23 protein-coding genes are annotated in these 22,881 nt (G+C 43.4%); 8 read left to right on the top strand and 15 right to left on the bottom strand.

Features of this window, described 5'->3' with window-relative positions:
• Window positions 1-28: 28 nt before the first annotated feature.
• Both ftsH and rlmE read right to left on the bottom strand, forming a co-directional pair.
• The gene (gene ftsH / locus EAE93_RS08735; RefSeq protein WP_036810131.1) at window positions 29-1,990 is read right to left on the bottom strand and encodes an ATP-dependent zinc metalloprotease FtsH; all 1,962 of its coding nucleotides are present in this window, start codon (window positions 1,988-1,990) and stop codon (window positions 29-31) included.
• A gap of 48 nt (window positions 1,991-2,038) precedes the next feature.
• Window positions 2,039-2,668, bottom strand: a complete 630-nt coding sequence (gene rlmE / locus EAE93_RS08730) for a 23S rRNA (uridine(2552)-2'-O)-methyltransferase RlmE (RefSeq protein WP_036776528.1) — start codon at window positions 2,666-2,668, stop codon at window positions 2,039-2,041.
• Between the two features lie 140 nt (window positions 2,669-2,808).
• Between rlmE and yhbY the strand changes: the two genes are divergently transcribed.
• On the top strand, window positions 2,809-3,102 hold the full coding sequence (gene yhbY / locus EAE93_RS08725; protein ID WP_036776529.1) for a ribosome assembly RNA-binding protein YhbY: 294 nt from the start codon (window positions 2,809-2,811) through the stop codon (window positions 3,100-3,102).
• A 133-nt stretch (window positions 3,103-3,235) separates the two neighbouring features.
• Here yhbY and greA read toward each other — a convergent pair whose 3' ends face one another.
• Window positions 3,236-3,712 carry a transcription elongation factor GreA gene (gene greA, locus EAE93_RS08720; RefSeq protein WP_036776530.1) on the bottom strand — a complete coding sequence of 159 codons (477 nt, stop codon included), beginning with the start codon at window positions 3,710-3,712 and terminating at the stop codon, window positions 3,236-3,238.
• A 260-nt stretch (window positions 3,713-3,972) separates the two neighbouring features.
• Here greA and dacB point away from each other — a divergent pair, with 260 nt between their 5' ends.
• On the top strand, window positions 3,973-5,421 hold the full coding sequence (gene dacB, locus EAE93_RS08715; protein WP_214039518.1) for a serine-type D-Ala-D-Ala carboxypeptidase: 1,449 nt from the start codon (window positions 3,973-3,975) through the stop codon (window positions 5,419-5,421).
• Window positions 5,422-5,475: 54 nt separating this feature from the next.
• On the opposite strand, the gene cgtA is transcribed toward dacB, so the two are convergent.
• The 3 genes from cgtA to rplU form a co-directional block, all read right to left on the bottom strand.
• A complete protein-coding gene (cgtA, locus tag EAE93_RS08710; protein ID WP_036810128.1) occupies window positions 5,476-6,651 on the bottom strand; it encodes an Obg family GTPase CgtA in 1,176 nt (391 codons plus the stop codon).
• Window positions 6,652-6,778: 127 nt separating this feature from the next.
• Window positions 6,779-7,036: a 50S ribosomal protein L27 gene (gene rpmA, locus EAE93_RS08705; protein ID WP_015836118.1), complete on the bottom strand. Its 258-nt coding sequence runs from the start codon at window positions 7,034-7,036 to the stop codon at window positions 6,779-6,781.
• A 19-nt stretch (window positions 7,037-7,055) separates the two neighbouring features.
• Window positions 7,056-7,364 (bottom strand): 50S ribosomal protein L21, encoded by a 309-nt coding sequence (gene rplU, locus EAE93_RS08700; protein ID WP_011148618.1) that lies wholly within the window; start codon window positions 7,362-7,364, stop codon window positions 7,056-7,058.
• A 251-nt stretch (window positions 7,365-7,615) separates the two neighbouring features.
• Here rplU and ispB point away from each other — a divergent pair, with 251 nt between their 5' ends.
• Window positions 7,616-8,587 carry an octaprenyl diphosphate synthase gene (ispB, locus tag EAE93_RS08695; protein WP_214039517.1) on the top strand — a complete coding sequence of 324 codons (972 nt, stop codon included), beginning with the start codon at window positions 7,616-7,618 and terminating at the stop codon, window positions 8,585-8,587.
• 21 nt (window positions 8,588-8,608) lie between these two features.
• Here the strand turns inward: ispB and EAE93_RS08690 are convergent, their stop codons facing one another.
• On the bottom strand, window positions 8,609-8,989 hold the full coding sequence (locus EAE93_RS08690; protein WP_036776545.1) for a DNA-binding protein: 381 nt from the start codon (window positions 8,987-8,989) through the stop codon (window positions 8,609-8,611).
• A 76-nt stretch (window positions 8,990-9,065) separates the two neighbouring features.
• On the bottom strand, window positions 9,066-9,413 hold the full coding sequence (locus EAE93_RS08685; RefSeq protein WP_036776546.1) for a DNA-binding protein: 348 nt from the start codon (window positions 9,411-9,413) through the stop codon (window positions 9,066-9,068).
• A gap of 183 nt (window positions 9,414-9,596) precedes the next feature.
• Between EAE93_RS08685 and EAE93_RS08680 the strand changes: the two genes are divergently transcribed.
• Window positions 9,597-9,863: a helix-turn-helix domain-containing protein gene (locus EAE93_RS08680; protein ID WP_011148622.1), complete on the top strand. Its 267-nt coding sequence runs from the start codon at window positions 9,597-9,599 to the stop codon at window positions 9,861-9,863.
• A 101-nt stretch (window positions 9,864-9,964) separates the two neighbouring features.
• Here EAE93_RS08680 and mdh read toward each other — a convergent pair whose 3' ends face one another.
• On the bottom strand, window positions 9,965-10,903 hold the full coding sequence (gene mdh / locus EAE93_RS08675) for a malate dehydrogenase (RefSeq protein WP_040151153.1): 939 nt from the start codon (window positions 10,901-10,903) through the stop codon (window positions 9,965-9,967).
• 457 nt (window positions 10,904-11,360) lie between these two features.
• Here mdh and argR point away from each other — a divergent pair, with 457 nt between their 5' ends.
• Window positions 11,361-11,831, top strand: coding sequence for a transcriptional regulator ArgR (argR, locus tag EAE93_RS08670; RefSeq protein ID WP_036776550.1), 471 nt, complete (start codon window positions 11,361-11,363; stop codon window positions 11,829-11,831).
• Between the two features lie 45 nt (window positions 11,832-11,876).
• On the opposite strand, the gene mpl is transcribed toward argR, so the two are convergent.
• Window positions 11,877-13,247: a UDP-N-acetylmuramate:L-alanyl-gamma-D-glutamyl-meso-diaminopimelate ligase gene (gene mpl, locus EAE93_RS08665; protein WP_036810123.1), complete on the bottom strand. Its 1,371-nt coding sequence runs from the start codon at window positions 13,245-13,247 to the stop codon at window positions 11,877-11,879.
• Window positions 13,248-13,412: 165 nt separating this feature from the next.
• On the opposite strand from mpl, the gene fbp reads away from it, so the two are divergent.
• A complete protein-coding gene (gene fbp, locus EAE93_RS08660; protein ID WP_040151151.1) occupies window positions 13,413-14,417 on the top strand; it encodes a class 1 fructose-bisphosphatase in 1,005 nt (334 codons plus the stop codon).
• Window positions 14,418-14,578: 161 nt separating this feature from the next.
• On the opposite strand, the gene EAE93_RS08655 is transcribed toward fbp, so the two are convergent.
• Both EAE93_RS08655 and EAE93_RS08650 read right to left on the bottom strand, forming a co-directional pair.
• The gene (locus EAE93_RS08655; protein ID WP_036810116.1) at window positions 14,579-14,878 is read right to left on the bottom strand and encodes a helix-turn-helix domain-containing protein; all 300 of its coding nucleotides are present in this window, start codon (window positions 14,876-14,878) and stop codon (window positions 14,579-14,581) included.
• Entirely contained in the window at window positions 14,865-15,245 is a 381-nt protein-coding gene (locus EAE93_RS08650) for a type II toxin-antitoxin system RelE/ParE family toxin (protein WP_246544961.1), read from the bottom strand. Before EAE93_RS08650 ends, EAE93_RS08655 begins: the two co-directional genes overlap by 14 nt.
• A 314-nt stretch (window positions 15,246-15,559) precedes the next feature.
• Here EAE93_RS08650 and ppa point away from each other — a divergent pair, with 314 nt between their 5' ends.
• Complete coding sequence (gene ppa / locus EAE93_RS08645) at window positions 15,560-16,090, top strand: inorganic diphosphatase (RefSeq protein ID WP_036776561.1); 531 nt, start codon at window positions 15,560-15,562, stop codon at window positions 16,088-16,090.
• 100 nt (window positions 16,091-16,190) lie between these two features.
• Here ppa and EAE93_RS08640 read toward each other — a convergent pair whose 3' ends face one another.
• The 3 genes from EAE93_RS08640 to tamA are packed head-to-tail and all read right to left on the bottom strand — an operon-like array spanning window position 16,191 to window position 22,053.
• Window positions 16,191-16,538: a gamma-glutamylcyclotransferase family protein gene (locus EAE93_RS08640; protein ID WP_036776564.1), complete on the bottom strand. Its 348-nt coding sequence runs from the start codon at window positions 16,536-16,538 to the stop codon at window positions 16,191-16,193.
• Between the two features lie 2 nt (window positions 16,539-16,540).
• Window positions 16,541-20,314: an autotransporter assembly complex protein TamB gene (gene tamB / locus EAE93_RS08635; RefSeq protein WP_214039516.1), complete on the bottom strand. Its 3,774-nt coding sequence runs from the start codon at window positions 20,312-20,314 to the stop codon at window positions 16,541-16,543.
• A complete protein-coding gene (gene tamA / locus EAE93_RS08630) occupies window positions 20,311-22,053 on the bottom strand; it encodes an autotransporter assembly complex protein TamA (protein ID WP_214039515.1) in 1,743 nt (580 codons plus the stop codon). The genes tamB and tamA overlap by 4 nt, the downstream gene beginning before the upstream one ends.
• A 111-nt stretch (window positions 22,054-22,164) precedes the next feature.
• On the opposite strand from tamA, the gene msrA reads away from it, so the two are divergent.
• Window positions 22,165-22,812 carry a peptide-methionine (S)-S-oxide reductase MsrA gene (msrA, locus tag EAE93_RS08625; RefSeq protein ID WP_332008658.1) on the top strand — a complete coding sequence of 216 codons (648 nt, stop codon included), beginning with the start codon at window positions 22,165-22,167 and terminating at the stop codon, window positions 22,810-22,812.
• Window positions 22,813-22,881 lie beyond the last annotated feature (69 nt).

The following is a 22,881-nucleotide window of genomic DNA, read 5'->3' as shown; positions in this document are numbered from 1 at the left end:
TCAATCAGACTACGAAACAATGGAACAATTACTGATCTTTATTTCCTGACTGCCCTACTTGTTCACCACCTTGCGCCAATGTATTGATATCACCAGTTGGTTTTGTAGCCTGCGGAGGAGGTGTATTACCTGTTGGGCGACTGTTATTATTGCTGCCATTATCGCTTTCCCATCCAGCTGGTGGACGCACATTCGTACGATTCATTAAGTCATCAATCTGGGGGGCATCAATAGTTTCGTACTTCATCAATGCATCTTTCATCGAATGTAGAATATCAAGGTTGTCCATCAGAATCTGACGAGCACGTTGATAGTTATGATCGATAATTGCCTTTACTTCCTGATCGATAAGACGAGCCGTTTCATCAGACATGTGCTTAGCTTTAGCAACTGAACGGCCAAGGAACACTTCTCCTTCTTCCTCTGCATAGAGTAATGGGCCGAGTTTTTCTGAGAAACCCCACTGCGTTACCATGTTACGAGCAATTGATGTCGCCACTTTGATATCGTTAGATGCGCCAGTAGAAACGCTGTCTGGACCGTAAATAATCTCTTCCGCCAGACGACCACCATATAAGGTTGAAATCTGGCTTTCCAACTTCTGACGACTAGCGCTGATCTGATCGCCTTCCGGTAGGAAAAAAGTCACACCCAAGGCGCGACCACGTGGAATAATGGTAACTTTATGAACAGGATCATGCTCAGGAACCAGGCGACCAATAATGGCATGGCCTGCTTCATGATAAGCAGTTGATTCTTTTTGCTCTTCCGTCATCACCATAGAGCGGCGTTCTGCGCCCATCATGATTTTGTCTTTCGCTTTTTCGAATTCAACCATAGAAACTACGCGCCTGTTGCCACGAGCCGCAAACAAAGCAGCTTCGTTCACCAGGTTAGCCAAATCAGCGCCAGAGAATCCCGGAGTACCGCGAGCAATGACAGAGGCATCAACATCAGTATCCAGAGGAACCCGGCGCATATGAACTTTCAGAATCTGCTCACGGCCACGTACGTCTGGCAAACCAACAACAACCTGACGGTCAAAACGGCCAGGACGCAACAAGGCAGGATCAAGTACGTCGGGGCGGTTAGTCGCGGCAATAACGATAATACCTTCGTTGCCTTCAAAACCATCCATCTCAACCAGCATCTGGTTCAGAGTCTGCTCACGTTCATCGTGACCGCCACCCAAACCAGCACCACGCTGACGGCCCACCGCATCAATCTCATCAATAAAGATGATACAAGGTGCTGCTTTCTTCGCCTGCTCGAACATATCACGAACACGGGATGCACCAACACCAACAAACATTTCAACGAAGTCAGAACCGGAGATAGTAAAGAATGGCACCTTCGCTTCACCCGCAATCGCTTTTGCCAGCAAAGTCTTACCCGTACCCGGAGGCCCAACCATTAGAATACCTTTCGGGATTTTTCCACCCAACTTCTGGAAGCGGCCTGGCTCTCGCAAATATTCCACCAGTTCACCAACTTCTTCTTTCGCTTCGTCACAACCAGCAACATCAGCAAAAGTGGTTTTAATCTGATCTTCTGTCAGCATACGGGCCTTGCTTTTACCGAAAGACATTGCCCCTTTACCGCCGCCGCCCTGCATCTGACGCATGAAGAAAATCCAGACCCCAATAAGCAATAACATCGGGAACCAGGAAATGAAAATAGAAGTTAGCAGACTTGGCTCCTCTGGAGGTTCACCAACCACTTTTACGTTTTTATTCAGTAACGTATCTAACAGTTTTTCATCCTGTACTGGTAGGTAAGTGGTGTATCTGCTGTTATCTTTCCTACTAACATTAATTTCACGACCTGTGATACGAACTTCGCGCACCTGATCCTGGGCTAATTCATTGATGAAGGTAGAATAATCCACCCTACGACTATTGGAATCGCTGGGACCAAAACTCTGGAATAACGACATCAGCACAACTGCGATAACTAACCAGAGAATCAGGTTTTTCGCCATGTCACTCAAGGGATTAACCTCATATTACAACTGTGTTAACAAATAGCATTCAGGGTACTATAGTTTCCGCCCTGTCGCTACAATGTATACTTCACGCGATCGTGCCCGCGAAGCGTCCGGCTTACGAATTTTCACGTTCGTAAATAGGGAGCGAATTTCCCTCAGGTATTCATCAAAGCCTTCTCCCTGAAACACTTTGACAATAAAACTCCCCCCGGGGGCCAGCACATCACGACACATATCTAACGCCAATTCAACCAGATACATGGATCGAGGAATATCGACCGCAGGTGTTCCGCTCATATTGGGCGCCATATCCGACATGACGACCTGGACTTTGTTATCACCAACTCGCTCAAGCAATGCTTTCAATACAAGTTCATCACGAAAATCACCCTGAAGGAAATCAACGCCAACAATGGGATCCATCGGTAAAAGATCACAGGCAATCACTCGCCCATTATCATTAATTTGACTCACTGCGTACTGAGACCATCCACCAGGAGCTGCGCCTAAATCGACAACGGTCATGCCAGGCTTAAAAACTTTGTCACTTTGTTGAATTTCATCAAGTTTAAACCAAGCGCGAGAACGAAGCCCTTTTTTCTGTGCTTGCAGAACATATTTATCACTAAAGTGTTCTTGTAACCAGCGACTAGAGCTTGCCGAACGTTTTTTATTGGCCATTGTCCTTTCCAACTATACTACGAATAAAGAGCCAGATATCTATTGCTCCATACACCAAAACCACAACACACTATTTATGGTGATAGAGATGAGATGGCGGTAGAATGTCCCGTTTTCAATCCTAACTAAGCAAAAAAACAATGACCCTTAACAAAAAACAAGTACAACACCTGAGAAGTCTCGCTCACCCGCTAAAACCTGTCGTCATGATTGGTAATAACGGCCTGACCGAAGGTGTGTTGGCCGAAATTGAGCAAACACTGTCACACCATGAGCTTATCAAAGTCAAAATCGCAGGCGAAGATCGTGAAACCAAAAATTTGATCGCCGATGCAATTGTCCGCGAGACCGGTGCATATAATGTGCAAATTATCGGTAAAATCCTAGTTCTTTACCGCCAATCGGAAGAACGCAAAATTATTTTACCTAAATAATCAAACCTCATTTATATAAAATTCCGTGCATATACTATGATAAAAAAGGCCATATCCGGCCTTTTTTACTTTCACCACGATCCTTGTGCAACTTTACCTAACGTAAATCAATAGCAACAGGCCAATCCTGAAGTTAAATATATTCAACTTTCAGGATTTCATATTCAACTTCACCACCCGGTGTTTTGATAATAACAACGTCATCAACTTCTTTACCTATCAAACCTCGGGCAATTGGTGAATTCACTGAGATTAAATTTTCTTTAATATCTGCTTCATCGTCACCCACAATCCGGTAAGTCTGCTCTTCATCAGTATTAACATTCAAAACCGTAACTGTAGTCCCAAAAATAACACGTCCAGTCTTGGGCATTTTCGTGACATCAATCACCTGTGCATTAGAAAGCTTAGCTTCGATTTCCTGAATACGGCCTTCGCAGAAACCTTGTTGTTCACGAGCAGCATGATATTCAGCGTTTTCTTTCAGATCACCATGTTCACGTGCTTCAGCAATGTCTGAAATAATTTTTGGACGGCGTACGTTCTTTAGATAATCTAACTCTTCGCGCAACTTATCCGCGCCACGTACCGTCATTGGAATCTGTTTCATTTATTAATCCTCTAAATCTTTCCTGAGCAAAAAACAAGCATCATCCTGATGTTTTCAGATAACAGCACAATGAGCACACCTTGTCGGGCGGGCTTACAGACAATAAACAATAGTGCAAACCACAGGGCTACCCGGAGTTCACAATCATATTTTACATATTAATATATCATTCTAACGTAGACTTGGTGATGGGTCATCGTTTACTTTTCCCCACTTTGCGCCTTAGTATTGTGGTACGTCTACATCCATATGCGAAATTTATGTCCTTCTTTAAAATTGCCAGCAGATTAGTTTGCGTTACCACTCTGTACTTAATTACACCCAACGCAAACGCCACACCCGTTGAGGAATATACGCAATATCTGCCTGATGGTACTAATCTGGCGTTAATCGCTCAAAAAGTTGGTGCCAATACCCCGTTAATTGATTATCACGGGCAGCAAATGGCTCTACCAGCGAGTACGCTGAAAGTTGTCACAGCTCTTGCAGCATTGTTACAACTGGGTAAAGATTATCGCTTTATCACCACGCTGGAAAGCCACGGAAAAATTTCAAACGGCGTCCTGAGAGGGAATTTGATCGCTCGTTTTGTCGGAGATCCAACACTGACCCGTCAACAACTTCGCAATATGGTCACCGTTTTGAAACAATCTGGCGTGGAAAAAATTGACGGCAACCTTCTGATAGATGTTTCCGCTTTTGCCAGCCATGATAAAGCTCCCGGTTGGGTATGGAATGACATGACCCAATGTTTCAGTGCTCCCCCTGCTGCCGCAATTGTAGATCGAAACTGTTTTTCAGTTTCGCTATATAGTGCTGAACGCCCCGGTGATACCGCATTTATCCGCATAGCATCTTTTTATCCCGTAAATATGTTCAGTGAAGTTAAGACATTGGCAAAAGGCTCTTCTGAAAGCCAATACTGCGAACTGGACGTCGTTCCCGGAGAACTGAACCGTTTTACTCTTACCGGATGCCTGACTCAACGCAGTGAACCGTTGCCACTGGCTTTCGCGATTCAAAATGGCGCCAGCTATGCAGGGGCAATTCTCAAAAATGAATTGCAAGTTGCAGGAATTGAAATCACAGGTAATCTCAAACGCCAAAGTTTACCAACTGAACCGGGAAAAGTTCTGGCTAAAAATCAATCGGCACCATTACATGATCTGCTGAAAGTCATGCTAAAAAAATCTGACAATATGATTGCTGATACCGTATTTAGGACAATAGGCCGAGAACACTTTGATATACCAGGAACCTGGCGTTCAGGCTCTGATGCGGTACGGCAAGTATTAAAACAAAAAGCAGACATCGACCTAGGAAATACGGTGATGGTAGATGGCTCAGGATTATCCCGCCATAATCTGATTACTCCAGCAACCATGATGGAAGTATTACAGTTTATTGCTCAACATGATCAAGAATTAGATTTTATTTCCATGCTGCCATTGGCGGGTCATGACGGCACATTAAGATACCGGGGAGGACTGGATGAAGCAGGGGTAAACGGAAAAGTTTCGGCTAAAACCGGTGCCCTGCAAGGAGTTTATAACTTGGCTGGCTTTATAACCACTGCTAGCGGTCAACAAGTTGCTTTCGTGCAATTTATTTCTGCTTACGCCGTACCGCCAAAAGAACATCGCAACCGTCGGGCTCCTTTGATTCGATTCGAAAGCAGACTGTATAAAGATTTATACCAAAGCAACTGATAAAATTGGCGCCACAAATATGGCGCCCTTAATTATGATGAGAAAGTAAAAGAATCAGCGTTTATAAATAACCTCAACGCCTTCGTCGTCATCTTCATCCCAATCGTCATCCCAGTCATCGTCTACTTCCGAAACCTGTTCCAATTGCTTCTTATGATAGTCATCCCACATAAATTCAACTTTCTCAGGCTGAGATTCACCGTTTGCTGTACTCATATTACGAGGCTGAGTTTTCATAAACTCCATAATATCCCAGCAAAGCGCTTTAACCCCTAGGTGATTTATCGCTGAGATCATATAAAAGTCGCCTTCCCACCCCAATTCATCAGCAATAGCTTGGGCTCGCTGTTTAGCTTCCTCTGAATCCAGCAGATCAACTTTATTAAATACCAACCAACGTGGTTTTTCTGCCAATTTTTCACTGTATTGCTGTAGCTCGTTGACAATAATTCGAGCATTTTCAACAGGATCTGATTCATCAATAGGACAAATATCAATTAAATGCAGCAGTACCCGGCAACGTTCCAAATGTTTCAAGAAACGAATACCCAAACCAGCGCCATCGGAAGCACCTTCAATGAGTCCTGGAATATCAGCCACAACGAAACTTTGTTCGTTATCCATCCTTACTACACCCAAGCTTGGTACCAGAGTAGTAAATGGATAATCTGCAACTTTTGGTTTAGCAGCAGAAACAGCTCGGATAAACGTGGATTTTCCCGCATTTGGCATCCCCAGCATACCAACATCTGCCAACAGCATCAGTTCCAACATCAATTCGCGGGTTTCGCCTGAAGTTCCCATTGTTTTTTGACGAGGAGCCCGGTTAACAGAAGATTTAAAGCGGGTATTGCCAAGCCCGTGGAATCCACCTTTCGCAACCATTAAACGCTGTTCATGACGAATCATATCGCCAAGAACCTCACCGGTTACCGCATCACGGACACGCGTCCCAACAGGGACTTTAATCGTGATATCCTGACCACGCTTGCCAGTACAATCACGGCTTTGACCATTTTGTCCACGCTCCGCTCGAAAGGATTTTTCAAAACGATAGTCAATCAGTGTATTGAGATTTTCATCTGCTAGCAGATAGACATCTCCACCATCTCCACCATCCCCACCGTCTGGCCCACCTTTCGGAATATATTTTTCACGACGGAAGCTGACACAACCATTGCCACCATCCCCCGCAACAACCAGTATTCTGGCTTCATCTACAAATTTCATATTTTTTCTCCGTATGATAGCCATTACAGTGCTGGACGGCCGTGTTACCCAGAGATGGCGTACTTTAGAATATAAAAAGCCCCGCAACACATGCAGGGCTTCTGATTCGGTTTATAACTCGAAAAACTTATTCAGCTTCGATGCTGATAAATTTGCGGTTTTTCGGGCCTTTAACTTCGAATTTAACTTTCCCGTCAGCTAATGCGAACAGGGTGTGATCGCGACCACAACCAACGTTACTGCCAGCGTGGAATTTAGTGCCACGTTGACGAACAATGATGCTGCCTGCTAATACAGACTCGCCACCAAAACGTTTTACACCCAGACGTTTACTTTCAGAATCGCGGCCATTACGAGTTGAGCCGCCAGCCTTTTTGTGTGCCATTAATCTGCTCTCCTAAATCTTAAGCGATGCCAGTGATTTTAACATCGGTGAACCACTGACGGTGGCCTTGCTGCTTACGGCTGTGTTTACGACGACGAAATTTAACGATTTTAATTTTCTCGCCACGACCGTGGGCAACGACTTCAGCTTTGATTTTAACGCCTTCAACGACAGGAGCGCCGATTTTAATGTCATCACCATTAGCGACCATCAGAACCTGGTCAAACTCAACAGTTTCACCCGTTGCGATGTCCAGCTTTTCCAGGCGAATAGTTTGACCTTCGCTGACTCGGTGTTGTTTACCACCACTTTGGAAAACCGCGTACATATAAACTCCGCTTTCCGCACGCCCCCTTAAATATCATTCCAGAGCGCGCTATAAATATTCATAATAGGGCGCGAATTCTACGCAAAAAAGCCTAAGAAGACAAGTGCAGAATTAGAGCAGATGATAAAAAAACATAGTTGCTGAATTGTCATTTATTTAGACTGTTTTTCGAGTACAATCAAGACACAGCAATAACTATTTTAATGTTAATATGAACACAGCCCTGCATTAAAACCCATAGCCGAAAAAATATGAATTTAGAATCTATTATCAAGCTAACCGCTGATGATATGGCAGCGGTAAATGAAACCATTCTTAGTCAGTTGAATTCTGACGTTACTCTTATCAATCAGTTGGGCTACTACATAATCAGTGGCGGTGGAAAACGCCTCCGCCCAATCATTGCCATCCTGGCTAGCAAAGCATTGGGTTATCAGGGTGATAAGCATATTACTGTTGCCGCATTAATTGAATTTATCCACACAGCAACTTTGTTACATGATGATGTTGTGGATGAATCAGACATGCGACGTGGCAAAGCGACCGCCAATGCCATGTTTGGTAATGCAGCAAGCGTACTGGTTGGTGACTTTATATACACTCGCTCTTTCCAAATGATGACCGCTCTTAACTCTATGCGAGTTCTTAAATTGATGTCAGAAGCAACCAATGTTATCGCTGAAGGTGAAGTTTTACAGTTGATGAACTGCAATGATCCAAATATTTCTGAAGATGATTATATGCGGGTGATTTACAGTAAAACAGCCCGATTATTTGAAGTCGCCGCACATGCTTCTGCAATTCTTTCTAACGCCACCCCAGAGCAAGAAACCGCTTTACAAAATTACGGACGTTATTTAGGCACTGCATTCCAGTTAATAGACGACTTACTAGATTATGATGCCGATAGCGATACATTAGGCAAAAACACCGGTGATGACCTTAATGAAGGTAAACCAACATTACCTTTACTACACGCCATGAATCATGGTACTCCAGAACAATCAGCACTCATTCGTGAAGCAATTGAAAAAGGTAATGGCCGCCATTTACTCGAAACCGTACTGGTAACCATGGAACAGTGCGGCTCATTGGAATATACCCGTAAACGAGCAGAGGAAGAAGCAGATAAAGCAATAGCTGCTTTGCAGGCGCTGGAAAACTCCCCATACAAGCAAGCACTCGTGGGGTTAGCCCATATTGCCGTACAACGCCTTTCTTAATCGATAGAACAAAACCTGGGGTTAATCTGACTCCAGGTTTTTCTCTGCGTCTTCAGCACCCACATCAATATAACCAATAAGTTTTGCCAGCCCCTCTCGAAGGATAAATTTCACAATTTTTTCCCGCTCAACTTTAGTTAGTTGATAGTAAGCCTCAATCCAAATTAAGAATGGGTCTTGCCGTTTGTTTGCATAATCAACAGTGCTTTCCCCTACAGATAGCACATTAAGTACATCCTCAGGCAAGCTATTTATATGATATTCAAGAGCCTTGCCCTGAACACCCCGTTTACGTCTATATTCCCATCCTTCCCGCCTTGCCATCAGATTTATTCCCTGAGGCGAAGAAGGAAGTCCGGCAATACCAACCAGCTCTTTAGCTGAGTACCATTCTTTTTTCATACTTTTCTTCTCACTTTGCACCGGGATAATGAAGAAGAATCCAAGTTAGTTGGCATTTTTAATTTCCAAAAATAGGTCAAATAACAGAAAGTTTTTCTAAAAAACTTCTGATACCATCCCGTAAGATCATGGCTGTCACAGCCTGTTTCTCAGATTCTGATAACTGATGGAAAGCACCAACCCAAATCGATAAAGGATCTTGCTTCTGCACCTGATACTCAGAAGATGATTCATGAAGCTCCAGTGCTGCAATGGTCGTTTCCGGGAAACAGGAGTAGTGATACTCTACCGCTTTACCCTGTTTACCTCGTCTTTTCTGACGTAACCACTCCTCGCGTTTTGCTCTGGCATTAACTCCTTGTGGTGATCCAGGTAACTCACCTACACCGATTAACTCCTTGGCCGAATACCACTCTTTTTTCATCACGTTTCTCTATTTTTGTAACCAAGTTCAAAAAAGAAGTTTTTAAGAAAAAATTTGGAAATATTTTTAGAAAAATAATGCTATTTTATTTCTCAATAACAGGTTTAAGTTCGTTATTACTCTCATGCGTACCTGTTATTTATACCACTAATGGCATCAAATTTAATAAAAAAAGGATTAAAAATGATTTCAAGGAAATCTGATTGGCATCCTGCCGATATAATTGCAGCTTTACGCAAGCGGGGAACAACCTTAGCTGAAGTATCACGCAGAGCGGGGCTTAGCTCGTCGACCCTAGCCAATGCGCTATCTCGGCCGTGGCCAAAGGGGGAATGGATAATTGCGAATTATCTGGAAATACACCCTTCAGAAATTTGGCCAAGTCGTTATTTTGATCCAAATACTGGAGAATTATTAGAAAGGAAAGTACGCGAACAAACAAATAATTAGCTAACGAATTATATTCGTTGAATAAAAACCGCCGGTAATTCGCTATACCAGCGGTTTTACTATTTCATAGATATATATTTTTTACTTATAAAATATATAAATTAGTTATTAATAAATTTTTCGCCTAATTCTATATCTTTTCTCAATACATCTAGCATGCCTTCCAGCGCTTTCTGCTCAAAATCACTCAACTGACCAATGTCCAAACGCTCTTCTACGCCATTTTTACCCAAACGAACCGGCTGAGCGAAGAAGCGAGCATATTCGCCATCACCTTCAACATAAGCACACTCTACAACATCACTTTCGCCTTGTAAGCCGCGGACCAAAGAGAGCCCCAAACGAGCCGCAGCTTGCCCCATAGACAGAGTTGCAGATCCTCCACCCGCTTTAGCTTCAACCACTTCAGTGCCGGCATTCTGAATACGTTTAGTTAAGGCAACCAACTCTTCATCAGTAAAGCTCACACCTGGGATCTGCGACAACAGAGGTAAGATTGTCACACCAGAATGACCACCGATGACGGGCACTTCGATTTCCTGTGGTTTTTTATCTTTCAATTCAGCAACAAAAGTATTAGAACGAATAACATCTAGAGTTGTGATGCCAAACAGCCGGTTTTTGTCATATACACCCGCTTTTTTCAGCACTTCGGCTGCAATAGCTACAGTTGTGTTGACTGGGTTAGTAATAATCCCAATCAGTGCTTTCGGACAAGTTTTAGCCACTTGTTCTACCAGGTTACGAACGATACCCGCGTTAACATTAAACAGATCTGAACGATCCATGCCAGGTTTACGGGCAACACCCGCAGAAATCAATACAACATCTGCTCCCTCTAACGCAGGAGTGGCATCTTCACCGGCAAAGCCTTTAATTTTTACTTCCGTTGGAATGTGGCTCAGATCAACAGCCACCCCAGGTGTCACTGGAGCGATATCATATAAAGAGAGTTCTGAACCTGAAGGAAGCTGGGTTTTTAGTAGAAGAGCAAGAGCCTGACCAATACCACCGGCTGCACCGAGAACTGCAACTTTCATCCTGATACTCCTTAAATCGTTTATACTTTAAAATGCTGTGAATTCATCTGGTTAAGAACCATAGATTACTACGTTTTTGAAAACAATCTATTAACAGCCAAATTGTGGACTTACGCTCTAATAGTGGGACGCAAAAGTCGCCGTATTCTAGGCAAAATGCTTATCTGTTAATGAGATAACGGACACTATTTTGAGAATTTCCCTATGATTTTACGAAATAATCGGCTAAATACCTTACACCCAACAACAACGCCAAACAATATCATTTGATTAACAATATATTTACCTGAATAACCAACTAAAAAAAGCAAATTTTCATATTCATGTTTTATGAATTTCTATATAACATAAGGCCAATTTTGCTCGGTTCAAACTGGCTATAAAATCATTATTATTGCATAAAAATGCATTTATATGCATAATATCAAGCTTCATAGCTGACTGAATATGGTGAAATATGCGTACTCCCTCTAAACAGGAAGATTTAGTAAAAGCTTTCAAGGCGTTATTGAAAGAAGAAAAATTTAGCTCTCAAGGTGAAATTGTCACCGCTTTACTGGAAGAAGGTTTTGAGAACATTAATCAATCCAAAGTTTCCAGAATGCTCACTAAATTTGGCGCTGTTCGCACCCGGAATGCCAAAATGGAGATGGTCTACTGTCTGCCTGCTGAACTTGGCGTCCCAACAGCCACCAGCCCACTAAAAAACTTGGTATTGGACGTTGATCACAACCATTCAATTGTTGTCATTCGCACAAGTCCCGGTGCTGCACAGCTTATTGCGCGTCTGCTAGATTCTCTTGGTAAAGCAGAAGGTATACTTGGCAGTATCGCTGGCGATGACACCATTTTTACCACACCGGCTAGAGGTTTTACGGCAGAACAGTTGCGTGAAGCAATTCTCGGGTTATTCGAACAAGAACTTTAAATGAACGCGCCAACAATGGCGCGATTCATTTTCCCACAGTTACTTTCAGGATCGATAAGCTTTTTTATTCAGTGCAAATAGCAATTTTTCATGAATACCACCAAACCCACCATTACTCATAACCAGAATATGATCACCCTGTTGTGCCTTATCAACAATCATATTTACCAGTGAATCGATATCGGCACTCCAGTAAGCGGGCTGAACACAGCGATCTGCAATTTCTGATACATGCCATTTAATATTAGCTGGCTGAAATAAAAACACTTCGTCAGCACGTCCTAGTGCTGGCGCGATCTCATTCTTACTGATACCCATTCTCATGGTATTTGAACGCGGTTCCAACACAGTAATAATACGCGCAGTTCCACCAACCTTACTACGCAGAGCTTCTAAAGTTGCCAGTATTGCTGTCGGGTGATGTGCAAAATCATCATAAACAGTGATGCCATTCTCCTCACCACGCAGCTCAAGGCGACGACGTGCATTAATAAATTCACTTAGAGCACAACAGGCATCTGCTGGCTGGACACCAACATGATGTGCAGCGGCAATTGCAATCAGCCCGTTGCGCATATTATGTTCACCCACCAGAGACCAGTTCACTTCTCCAACAACTTTACCATCATAAAACACCTGATAATTACGGCTGTCTGTGCTGATCTTTTTTGCCTGCCAGTTACCGGTTTCACCCACTAGCTCCAATTCACTCCAACAGCCCATAGACAAAACCTGTTTCAGGTTAATATCGTTATCCGGGATAAGGATCTTGCCACTACCCGGAACGATCCTAACAAGATGATGGAACTGTCTCTGAATAGCTGCCAGATCGCCAAAAATATCACCATGATCGAATTCCAGATTGTTCATGATCAGCGTACGTGGGCTGTAATGAACAAACTTAGATCGTTTATCAAAAAAAGCACTGTCATATTCATCAGCTTCTATTACGAAAAACGGGCTTTCCCCGATCTGAGCTGATGTTTCAAAATTCCCCGGAACACCACCAATTAAGAAACCTGGTTTATAACCACAAGCTTCCAAAATCCAGGCTAACATACCCGCAGTTGTTGTCTTGCCATGCGTCCCTGCAACCGCCAGCACCCAACGTTCAGGCAAAACATAATCATGCAGCCATTGTGGGCCAGAAGTATAAGGGAGCCCACGCTCCAGCACCGCTTCTACACAAAGATTCCCACGGCTCATAATATTACCGATGATGACCATATCTGGCGCAGAATCCAACTGTGCCGGGTCATATCCCTGAATCAGATTAATCCCATGTTTTTCCAGTAAGGTACTCATTGGTGGATAAACATTGGCATCAGAACCAGTCACTTCATGGCCAAGAGAACGTGCCAAAATCGCCAGTCCACCCATAAAAGTGCCGCAGATACCAAGAATATGAATACGCATTGATTTCCTATTCCATAGCATGAAGTTAGCCACTATTCTAACCATCAATAGCAAGATAAGAAATGGAATAGCCTATGAATCATCCCTTTCTTTGGCTAAACTGCCCGCGTAAGAGTGCAACAGTCACTCTAAAACCACTATCAAATCACATTCAGGACTTTCGTCATGAAAACATTAGGCGAATTCATCGTCGAAAAGCAGCACGATTTTTCTCACGCTACGGGTGAACTCACTGCATTGCTCTCCGCTATTAAGCTCGGAGCAAAAATCATTCACCGTGATATCAACAAAGCCGGTTTAGTGGATATTTTAGGCACCAGCGGTGTGTCCAATATCCAAGGCGAGGTGCAGATGAAACTGGACCTGTATGCTAATGAAAAACTCAAAGCAGCACTGAAAGCACGCGGTGAAGTTGCGGGGATCGCTTCAGAGGAAGAAGATGATATCGTTATTTTTGAAGGAGACCGCGCTGAAAACGCAAAATATGTTGTTTTGATGGACCCATTAGATGGTTCTTCAAATATTGATGTAAACGTTTCCGTCGGTACTATCTTCTCTATCTACCGCCGTATTACCCCCATCGGCCAGCCAGTGACTGAAAAAGATTTCCTGCAACCAGGCCATCGTCAAGTCGCCGCCGGATATGTTGTTTACGGTTCTTCAACTATGCTGGTTTACACCACCGGCTGTGGGGTACACGCCTTTACTTACGATCCTTCCTTGGGAGTATTTTGTCTTTCCCATGAGAAAGTTCAGTTCCCATCCAATGGCAATATGTATTCCATCAACGAAGGGAATTACATCAAATTCCCTATGGGGGTAAAGAAATACATCAAATATTGCCAGGAACAAGATGAAGCAACTCAGCGCCCTTATACCACCCGTTATATTGGTTCGCTGGTTGCTGATTTCCACCGAAATTTACTGAAAGGCGGTATCTACATTTACCCAAGCACCGCCAGTCATCCATCAGGAAAATTACGCCTGCTGTATGAATGTAATCCAATGGCATTCCTGGCTGAACAAGCCGGCGGTAAAGCGAGTGATGGAGTTAATCGCATTCTAGATATCATCCCATCCAAACTGCATCAGCGCGTCCCTTTCTTTGTGGGTAGTAAATCAATGGTGGAGAAAGCAGAGAGTTTTATGGCTGAGTTCCCAGATGAGTAATTTCATCGGCTAATGACGGATAAGCGGCGGGATTTTTCGTCGCTTTTTTGATTTTAACTAGTTATTTTATTACTGATTGGTGAGCACCTAACAGATCACCTTCAATAAAATGGCGACTACACAAAATCGTGCACAAGCTAAAGGAGTAGTCACCACTTCTGTCAGATATGAAAAATTCGCCCATCTCCAGTTGGGAGTTCTACGGTTAGGCTAAGTTTGCCTCCCATAGCTTCAACATAACGCTTTAACGTAGCCAGTTTTATATCGTTACCCCGTTGTTCTATTTGCGTAATTGCAGGCTGACTAACACCTAAACTATCCGCCAGTTTTTTCTGAGAGATATTCAGCTCTTCTCTCATCAGTTGCAAACCAGTTTCTAAAATCATTTCATCAGCCATCTGTTTTATATCTGCTCGATCTTCAACAGAAAATTCTCGTATCTTATCTTTAAGAGTTTTCATTTTTACCCTCCAAACTCGCTAAGTGAGCTTCATACTCAGCATCAGCCACCGAGATCATTTCTTTGTAAAAATGCTTTTCGTTCCCTGTCTTATCACCAGCACATAGAACAATAGCTCGTCTTAATGGGTCAAAGGCAAAAAATGCTCTTATTGGCCTCCCCTTACACTGAATTCTTAACTCTTTCATATTGTTAAATTTTGAACCATACAAAGAGTCAACAACAGGACGGCCTAGTTGAGGACCAAACACTTCTAACACACTAAGGTCTGCCAATATTTTTTTCTGGGTACTGATATCTTGTTCATCAAACCAATCTTCAAATCGACCAGTTAAAATTATAGTCCACACAACAACCTCATAAGTCATGACTTATGACAACATAATATAATCCACAACTTATATATCAATATGTAAATACAAAAAATGCCCTATACAGAAGCTAACTGCACCTTTGTCATGTGTGGTAATGAGCATGTCACTGCTTATTATGCTCTCGCCAGTAGCAGTGTTAAACGACCTTCTGTTCTAGGTTTTATAGTGACTGCACCACGGGGCCATCATCAAACTTAGAGACAACATTTACCAACAAACTACTTGTCAGAAAAATGGAGAGTACTTTAAAAAATGTTTTGGCTATAATACTCCCCACTCTATTCTGGTTTGAAATAAAGGAAACTTTCATGAGCCTGAACTTAGTACCGGCAGGAAAAGAACTGCCTGAAGATATCTATGTCATTATTGAGATCCCTGCAAATGCCGATCCGATTAAATATGAAATTGATAAAGAATCCGGTGCACTGTTTGTAGACCGTTTCATGTCTACCGCGATGTTCTATCCATGCAACTATGGTTACATCAACAACACTTTATCTCTGGATGGTGACCCGGTTGATGTTCTGGTTCCGACGCCATACCCACTACAACCAGGCTCTGTGATTCGTTGCCGTCCGGTTGGCGTTCTGAAAATGACTGATGAATCAGGTGAAGACGCGAAACTGGTTGCAGTTCCACATAGCAAACTAACCAAAGAGTATGATCACATTAAAGATGTGAACGATCTACCAGAACTACTGCGCGCTCAGATCACTCACTTCTTTGAGCGCTATAAAGATCTGGAAAAAGGTAAGTGGGTTAAAGTGGATGGTTGGGATAATGCCGAAGCTGCTAAAGCAGAAATTATCTCCTCTTTCGAACGTGCCGCTAAGAAATAGTTTTTTCCTGTTTGAATAATTAAAAAACCTCTGGGGAACATCACCAACAGAGGTTTTTTAATACCATACTCCCTTTTTATTACAAAAAAAGGCTTTTTATTTACTCTTCCGCATGACGCTTCAACCAGTCACCGCTTTTTATCCGCCGTAAACCAGTTATTGGAAACTGATAAAGATATATCCATGCATTGCCATACGGTGTCTGAATCAATTCCCTTAGATACTCCCGCGAATTATCTTTTAAATCGTCTAATTCTGTCAGGATAGTAGAATTGATTCGATATACCTCACATTCAATACTTCCATCACCACGGACAACCGCAGGATAATGCCCAAGGTCATATAGCTCATAGCCTTCCAGCCGATGATCACCTAACCATTGAGCATCAGTCATCCAGTGATGATTGCCCTGTTTGCGCCGTAAGCTGCCATAAACAATAATTCGCATTTTTAAAACTCAAACTGATAGAGCAAATCCAATGTCTGATCAATACCAGACACCGCTTCCAGATACAATCTAGGCATTAACCTATAACGTAAGGTTAATGTTGCCAGTGAATCAAATATACCAACACCATACTTAACTTGCAGATCTTTTGTAATCTTTCCGCTAACAACTACCTGTGATTTATCACCAACCCCCTGAGTATCCAGTGCTAAGTCAGAAACACCAAATATTTCACCGATCTTACCTACCAACTGACCACTCTGTGCAACCCCCAAACCTATTAATATTGCCGTCATCTGTGAGTTGTCCGAGTTACTATTCTCTAACCCTTCACCACGCAACAGATAAGAAAGTGCTTCCAATTGTGATCTAACAGGCTCTGAGAAAATTTCTACTTTTGGCTGATCCGCCAAACCGGTCACCCTTACCCCTGCAATAACCTGTCCATCGGTAGAATCTGGATTACGAATAGCTTCAATATTCAGCAATGGCTGATCAGGTGGACCGGAGAACATAATCAGCCCTTTACGAACAATCAGATCCTGCCCATAAGTATGGAAACGACCATCAAGAATATCAACTTGACCATTCAAACCCAGTCCCTGTTTATCTTGAACAACCTTCAAATCACCTTTAAGTTGCGCTTTAAGGCCGAAAGCACTGAGACGAACATCGTCTCCTATATGAATCGTCAAATTACTTTGAATTGGGATCGACGCTTTTTTCTCTTGTAATGGCTGAAGATTCTCATTCAATATAATTTCATCCGGTGAAGCTTCAACTGTCGCTTCTGGTAGCTCCTTCACAGTAATACGCGCCCAAGGAATACCAACGCTACCATCCAATTTCAGCAACTGAGGAGAAGCCTCAAACACCAGAGCAGGGCTAACATCAATTTTCAACATTGGTGGAAAAATCACTCTTAACTTGTCACCATTAGCCGCCACTCTCGCATGCCATGCATCCACATTGCGCCAGTCTGCATCACCATTCAGGTTAAGTTGTCCTTTCGGGGTTTTGATAACCCCCTCAAGAACAGAGCGTACTCCATCAAAATTCACACCGATTTGCCCTTGAGTAATATCAAATGGTATCCAGTGACCTGAAACTTGCAATGCACCCAAGTTCAACCGACCAAATAATAATGGATTTTTGATATTACCACCCAGACGCAGGTTAGCATTCAAATGACCTTCCGCCTTATCACCGTTCCCTAGAATCGGCTTGATTAACGCCAATGAAATATCCTGAACATCGACATTACCCGACAGCTTACGGCTCCCTGCAAGATCAGCAATCTGAACGTCACCGTTAAACTGACCATTTCCCATAATCTTAAACAACCAATTCAGCTTTGCCGTGCCATTCTTCAAGCCTGCATTAAGTGTCAGCGTCTGGAAATCTACCGGTAACGCAGTACCATCAACCATCTGCTTAACCTGCACCCCATCACCACGCAAATTAACATTGGCCTGAGGTAATCCTCCGTCCGCACTCCATTTAACGTCAGCATTGCCACTAAATACCCCTTTCAAATGTGTTTCAGGCCCCAGTAATGACTGAATCATAGCAAGATCAAAGCGTTCAAGAATAAGGGATGCGCTACCGCTGGCGCCTGCTTCAATGAGTTTAGGTACGCAGAGCCGCGCATGTGGATTCAGCCAACAATGCGTGCCCACAGTGACTTTCTGTTGCTGATTAAGATAATCGAGAGTTATTGCTTTAGTTAAACTCCATTCTCCAACCGGGGTGTCAAAACGGGTATTGTCGATGCTGCCTTTCCATCGCTGTTGTTTACGATCAAAACTACCATTAAGCGAAAGTTGACCGGCAATCGGCTCACCGTCGACCTTCAATTGCAAGTTGTGCTGTTTCTCATTGCCCTTTACATCCAACGTCAAATTACGGACAATCAAATCCGCCTGTTTTAACTGACTGACTTTAACAGCAAGATCCCCGTGGATCTGTTCATCAGAACGTACATTCCCCTTTACACTCACACGATCAATGCGCAAATCCTGCCACTTCAATCCATTGGCATTGAGATCAGCCAAAAGCTGAGGCGCTTGTATATTACCGCGCAGTTTCAGCGTCCCATTCACGACACCGCCAAGCCCCGGTAATATGCCATCCAGCTTCGGTGCATTGATATCGCCATCCAGTTTCCACTGTTTGGACAACTGGCCCTGAAAATTCATTTTATTGCGCCCTAAAGCCAGCTCAAATTGAGGAATATTCCACTGACCAGCCGCGTTACCAGAAATCTTACCTCTGACTTTTACTAAGTTCTGTTTTACGTTACCGTCCAACATAATTTCTGGGATCTGGAGCTGCCAACTACCACCGTGTAAACTACCACGGGTCACTATTTTTCCCTCTATTTTGGCAGGCCATTCCGGCCACTGTTTAGCGGTATTGATCCCGGAGAGTATCAGCACCGTATTCCAACTTATAGCTTTGCTCCAATCCGCCACACCTGCCAATTCAGCCTTTCCCTGCAAAGCAGATAGGCGTAGACGAGTCAACTTAAACTGCTCTTCATTGCCTTTAGCATCCAACACGAGTAATGCCGGTGGAATTTCATTTCCCTTAATACCGGAACGCAATGACAAATCATAGCCACTGGCCTTACCATTCAGGCGCATTTTTATGCCATCAAGCTGATATTCAGGCGTCCCCGTTAAAGGCCAACTCAGTTGCTGGCTTTCAAACGTCATCCGCACTGGTAAACCTGTCTTCGCCAGTTCCGCTTGAGCATCAAGTTTAGCACTGACAGGACCAGACAAATTCAGCCCCAGACTGAGCTGCTCCAGTAAAGCGCCATTAAGTTTTACATTAACCTTCTGCCCTTGGATCTCTTGTCGACTTAATTCACCTTTTATTAACAGTTTTATCGGCCACTGCTGCGCCAGAATCGCGGAACCATTAACGGCAAGAGAGCCTTCCGGCATTTTAACATTCAATTTATTGAGCTGAATCTGCTGTCCCTGATTGCTGAGTTGCAGTAAAAACTCATTGATTGTGATATTGGTATCACCCGTCAGCCGTAATTGCTTACCACTGATCCCTTCAACAGTCATATCCAGTGGAATAGGCACTTCTGGCAACGTTGCCAATAGCGGCTGGGAGAACAATTTTTTCAGGATTTCCGCCAACGATTTTTCCGGTTCACTCCCTCGTTTCGCTTTCTCCTCTGCTTCCACCGTTTTCAGCCGTTCAGGGGGAGTTTTTGGCAGTCCCACCAGCAATCCATTAATTTTCGTTGGCTTAAGCGTTAATGCTTTTTGCTGCCACTGAGCTGCGGTCCTAAATTCATCAAGGGCAAATACCGTATCATTTACGGTGACAGTGACATTTTTAACAGATAGCAAATCAAGTGAGACTGGATACGGCGTCCTCAGTTCAGTCAAAGGCTCTGACTTTGATGATGGTTCTCCCGCAGGGGACAATTGGCTAGTATTAATCGCCACTTTTACACCCTCCGTCGTCAATGCATTAACACATAACTGACTATTTTTCAGACAAGAAAGACGCAATGAAAGGTGGAGTTGATTGACACTGACATTCACACCGGGCATTTGATACTTAACGCCTTTCAGAGTCAAATCACGCCAACCACCACTGACGCTGGCTATATCTAGCCCCGGAACCCAACGGGCAGCACTGTTAATCATAAAATGCAGGCCAGATTGCGTTCCTACCAACCCGGCAACAGCAATAACCAACAAAGCCACCATCAGCAGAAAAGCAATACTGACCTTTTTAATCCATCTCATAATTCAGATCCTAACCCGATGTAAAACTGGATATTACGGGATTCTGAATCCCCTATTGGTCTGGCAAGGTCAAATTTAATGGGCCCGACTGGAGAAGCCCAACGCACACCAACACCTACGCCGGTTTTAAAATTGCTTTTTCTAATGTCATTAATGGCCTCACCGGTATCAACAAAAACAGCACTCCACCAATTACCCGTTACGTTATATTGGTACTCAAGAGAACCCACAACCAGTGCGGATGCACCGGTCAATTTGCCTTTATCGTCTTTAGGGGAAATTTTCTGATATCTGTAACCACGGACACTATGATCACCACCAGCGAAAAAGCGTAAGTCAGGGGGAACTTTTTCGAACGCATTGGTTTCTATCCAACCCAAATTACCCCGAGCAACAAAACGGTGATTATCCCAATAAGTTCTGATCCAAACGTTTTGCGCCTGTAACACCAAGAAATCGACATCAGAACCCCAGTAGGTATCGGAGATATCAATAGAATAGCGCTGGCTATCGCCCCAATAAGGCATCGTCCCTCCACGTTGGCGAATACGGCTAACATTTGCTCCTGGGTACAATAACATTGCCGTATTGGTGACATTAGCCTGAGTAAAATGGCTGAGACTCCAACGCATATTGATCCCATACTGCCAACCTGTTGAAAGATCCCAATTACGGGAAAGATTTACTGTCGCAGTATCAGATACGGTATCGTTAAGATCTTTACGCTTATAACCCGTCTGCAATGCGTAATATTGCTCTAACGGGTTTACTTTCAGCGGCATTTTATAGGTGGCATCAACAACCTGTTCAGGCGCAGAAAGGTTGATGCTGGAGCTAAGGCTGTGTCCACGGGAATTAAGCCAGGGTTTTGTCCATTTCGCCTTTACCCGTGGCCCTATATCAGATCCATAGCCCCCACCCAGTTCAACATAGTTTTTGGAACGTGGAGTTAATATTGCTTCAAGAGGAAGCATTCCGTCACCATTTTTTCTCGCGGTATTAAAATCCGGTGTCACTACCGCTGAGTTAAACCAGCCAGTTTCTGCTAACCGCCGATTCAATTCGGCCAATTGTTCAGAGGTATAAAAATCCCCTTCTTTGAACGGAACTAGATGATTCAGATAATCTTCGCGGATCTGTGAACCACGATAACGTATCTGACCAAAGTGATAACGCTCACCGCTATTAAAAACAAAGTCCCAGAATGCCTCATGCCGCGCTTTGGAAACACCCAATTGGCTCTTTTTCATAACAGCGTCAAAATAACCTTTCCTAATAGCAAGCCCAGTCAGAGAACCTTTAAGGCTTTCATATTCATCATGATTAAGAACCGTTCCTTTCTTTGGGCTTTTGCTTTTTACCAGTTTGGCATAATCTCCATCTGTCTTTGCCCCACCTTCCAAAACAACATTAACACCGGCGATTCGCACAGGTTCACCTGCGGTAACTTTTGCCGTTAATACCGAGCGAGCAGGCGGTTTATTTTCCTGATAGGTAAACTCGATAATAGGTTCATAATAACCAAGCGGGCGCAAGCCTTCACGAATCGCTTTATCTACACGAGATCGGAAACGGCCATCTGGCGCAACTTCATCTGTGCTGATAGTGGAGAGATGAATTCGGGCATTTTTCGCTAAACTGCCTGTTAGTCCCTCTATTTTCAGACGAAGATTAGCGCTATAAACAATGGGAGAGGCGATAGACACGCAAAGAAAGCATAAAACGGGGTATCTTGACACGCGAACTCCTAACCTGATCGGAATAATTTGACTATAATAAATTTATCTTGAGTAAAGTTTATAATATATACAATCTATTAATGTCTGAAAACTTAATAATTACGGGAGTGAATTGTGCCAACAGCTAATAAAAGCCTATCTATTGATCCTCAAAGCGCATTACCAGGCAGAACCGAGCCACTTAAGGTTTCACCTAACCATGCTGTTACCGATCATGCGATAGAACCTGTCCCAGAAAATATGGAAGTTGCCTATTTTGGTATGGGATGCTTCTGGGGCGTAGAACGCCTATTTTGGCAACAACCTGATATTTACACCACCTCCGCAGGTTATAGCGGCGGTACAACAGCGAATCCAACTTACGAAGAAGTTTGTAGCGGCCTGACCGGACATGCTGAGGTTGTTAGAATTGTTTACGATCCAGCAAAAAACAGCTACGAAAACTTATTAAGACTTTTCTGGGAAAACCACGATCCCGCTCAAGGAATGCGCCAAGGCGGGGATATTGGTACTCAGTATCGCTCCACGATTTATACCATGTCACCTCAGCAACATGAAATGGCATTAGCCAGCCTTGAACGTTTCCAACAAGCAATGCAACAGAAAGGGGATAACCGCCCTATTACAACGGAGATCACAGAAGCGGGGCCATTCTATTTCGCTGAAGACTATCATCAACAATATCTATTTAAAAATCCTGAGGGGTATTGTGGACTAGGCGGTATTGGTGTTTGCCTGCCCCAAATGAACAAAAACTAGTCGTTGTATTTTATTAATGTTATAATTGGCAATCTAATTAATAGTTTTATAAGTTCTTGTTATCACTTT

Source organism: Photorhabdus akhurstii (assembly GCF_018448925.1).
GTDB lineage: Bacteria > Pseudomonadota > Gammaproteobacteria > Enterobacterales > Enterobacteriaceae > Photorhabdus > Photorhabdus akhurstii.
Note: the sequence above shows the minus strand (reverse complement) of the source record. Positions and strands in the feature narration are given on the sequence as shown.

Coding starts and splice junctions, on each gene's coding strand:
- fbp (WP_040151151.1), top strand. CDS start 13,413: ATGAAAACATTAGGCGAATTCATCGTCGAAAAGCAGCACGATTTTTCT.
- mpl (WP_036810123.1), bottom strand. CDS start 13,247: ATGCGTATTCATATTCTTGGTATCTGCGGCACTTTTATGGGTGGACTG.
- mdh (WP_040151153.1), bottom strand. CDS start 10,903: ATGAAAGTTGCAGTTCTCGGTGCAGCCGGTGGTATTGGTCAGGCTCTT.
- EAE93_RS08650 (WP_246544961.1), bottom strand. CDS start 15,245: ATGACTTATGAGGTTGTTGTGTGGACTATAATTTTAACTGGTCGATTT.
- rpmA (WP_015836118.1), bottom strand. CDS start 7,036: ATGGCACACAAAAAGGCTGGCGGCTCAACTCGTAATGGCCGCGATTCT.
- ispB (WP_214039517.1), top strand. CDS start 7,616: ATGAATTTAGAATCTATTATCAAGCTAACCGCTGATGATATGGCAGCG.
- rlmE (WP_036776528.1), bottom strand. CDS start 2,668: ATGGCCAATAAAAAACGTTCGGCAAGCTCTAGTCGCTGGTTACAAGAA.
- tamB (WP_214039516.1), bottom strand. CDS start 20,314: ATGAGATGGATTAAAAAGGTCAGTATTGCTTTTCTGCTGATGGTGGCT.
- dacB (WP_214039518.1), top strand. CDS start 3,973: ATGTCCTTCTTTAAAATTGCCAGCAGATTAGTTTGCGTTACCACTCTG.
- EAE93_RS08655 (WP_036810116.1), bottom strand. CDS start 14,878: ATGAAAACTCTTAAAGATAAGATACGAGAATTTTCTGTTGAAGATCGA.
- EAE93_RS08690 (WP_036776545.1), bottom strand. CDS start 8,989: ATGAAAAAAGAATGGTACTCAGCTAAAGAGCTGGTTGGTATTGCCGGA.
- argR (WP_036776550.1), top strand. CDS start 11,361: ATGCGTACTCCCTCTAAACAGGAAGATTTAGTAAAAGCTTTCAAGGCG.
- rplU (WP_011148618.1), bottom strand. CDS start 7,364: ATGTACGCGGTTTTCCAAAGTGGTGGTAAACAACACCGAGTCAGCGAA.
- EAE93_RS08640 (WP_036776564.1), bottom strand. CDS start 16,538: ATGCGAATTATTGTTTATGGCAGCTTACGGCGCAAACAGGGCAATCAT.
- yhbY (WP_036776529.1), top strand. CDS start 2,809: ATGACCCTTAACAAAAAACAAGTACAACACCTGAGAAGTCTCGCTCAC.
- EAE93_RS08685 (WP_036776546.1), bottom strand. CDS start 9,413: ATGAAAAAAGAGTGGTATTCGGCCAAGGAGTTAATCGGTGTAGGTGAG.
- EAE93_RS08680 (WP_011148622.1), top strand. CDS start 9,597: ATGATTTCAAGGAAATCTGATTGGCATCCTGCCGATATAATTGCAGCT.
- greA (WP_036776530.1), bottom strand. CDS start 3,712: ATGAAACAGATTCCAATGACGGTACGTGGCGCGGATAAGTTGCGCGAA.
- ppa (WP_036776561.1), top strand. CDS start 15,560: ATGAGCCTGAACTTAGTACCGGCAGGAAAAGAACTGCCTGAAGATATC.
- cgtA (WP_036810128.1), bottom strand. CDS start 6,651: ATGAAATTTGTAGATGAAGCCAGAATACTGGTTGTTGCGGGGGATGGT.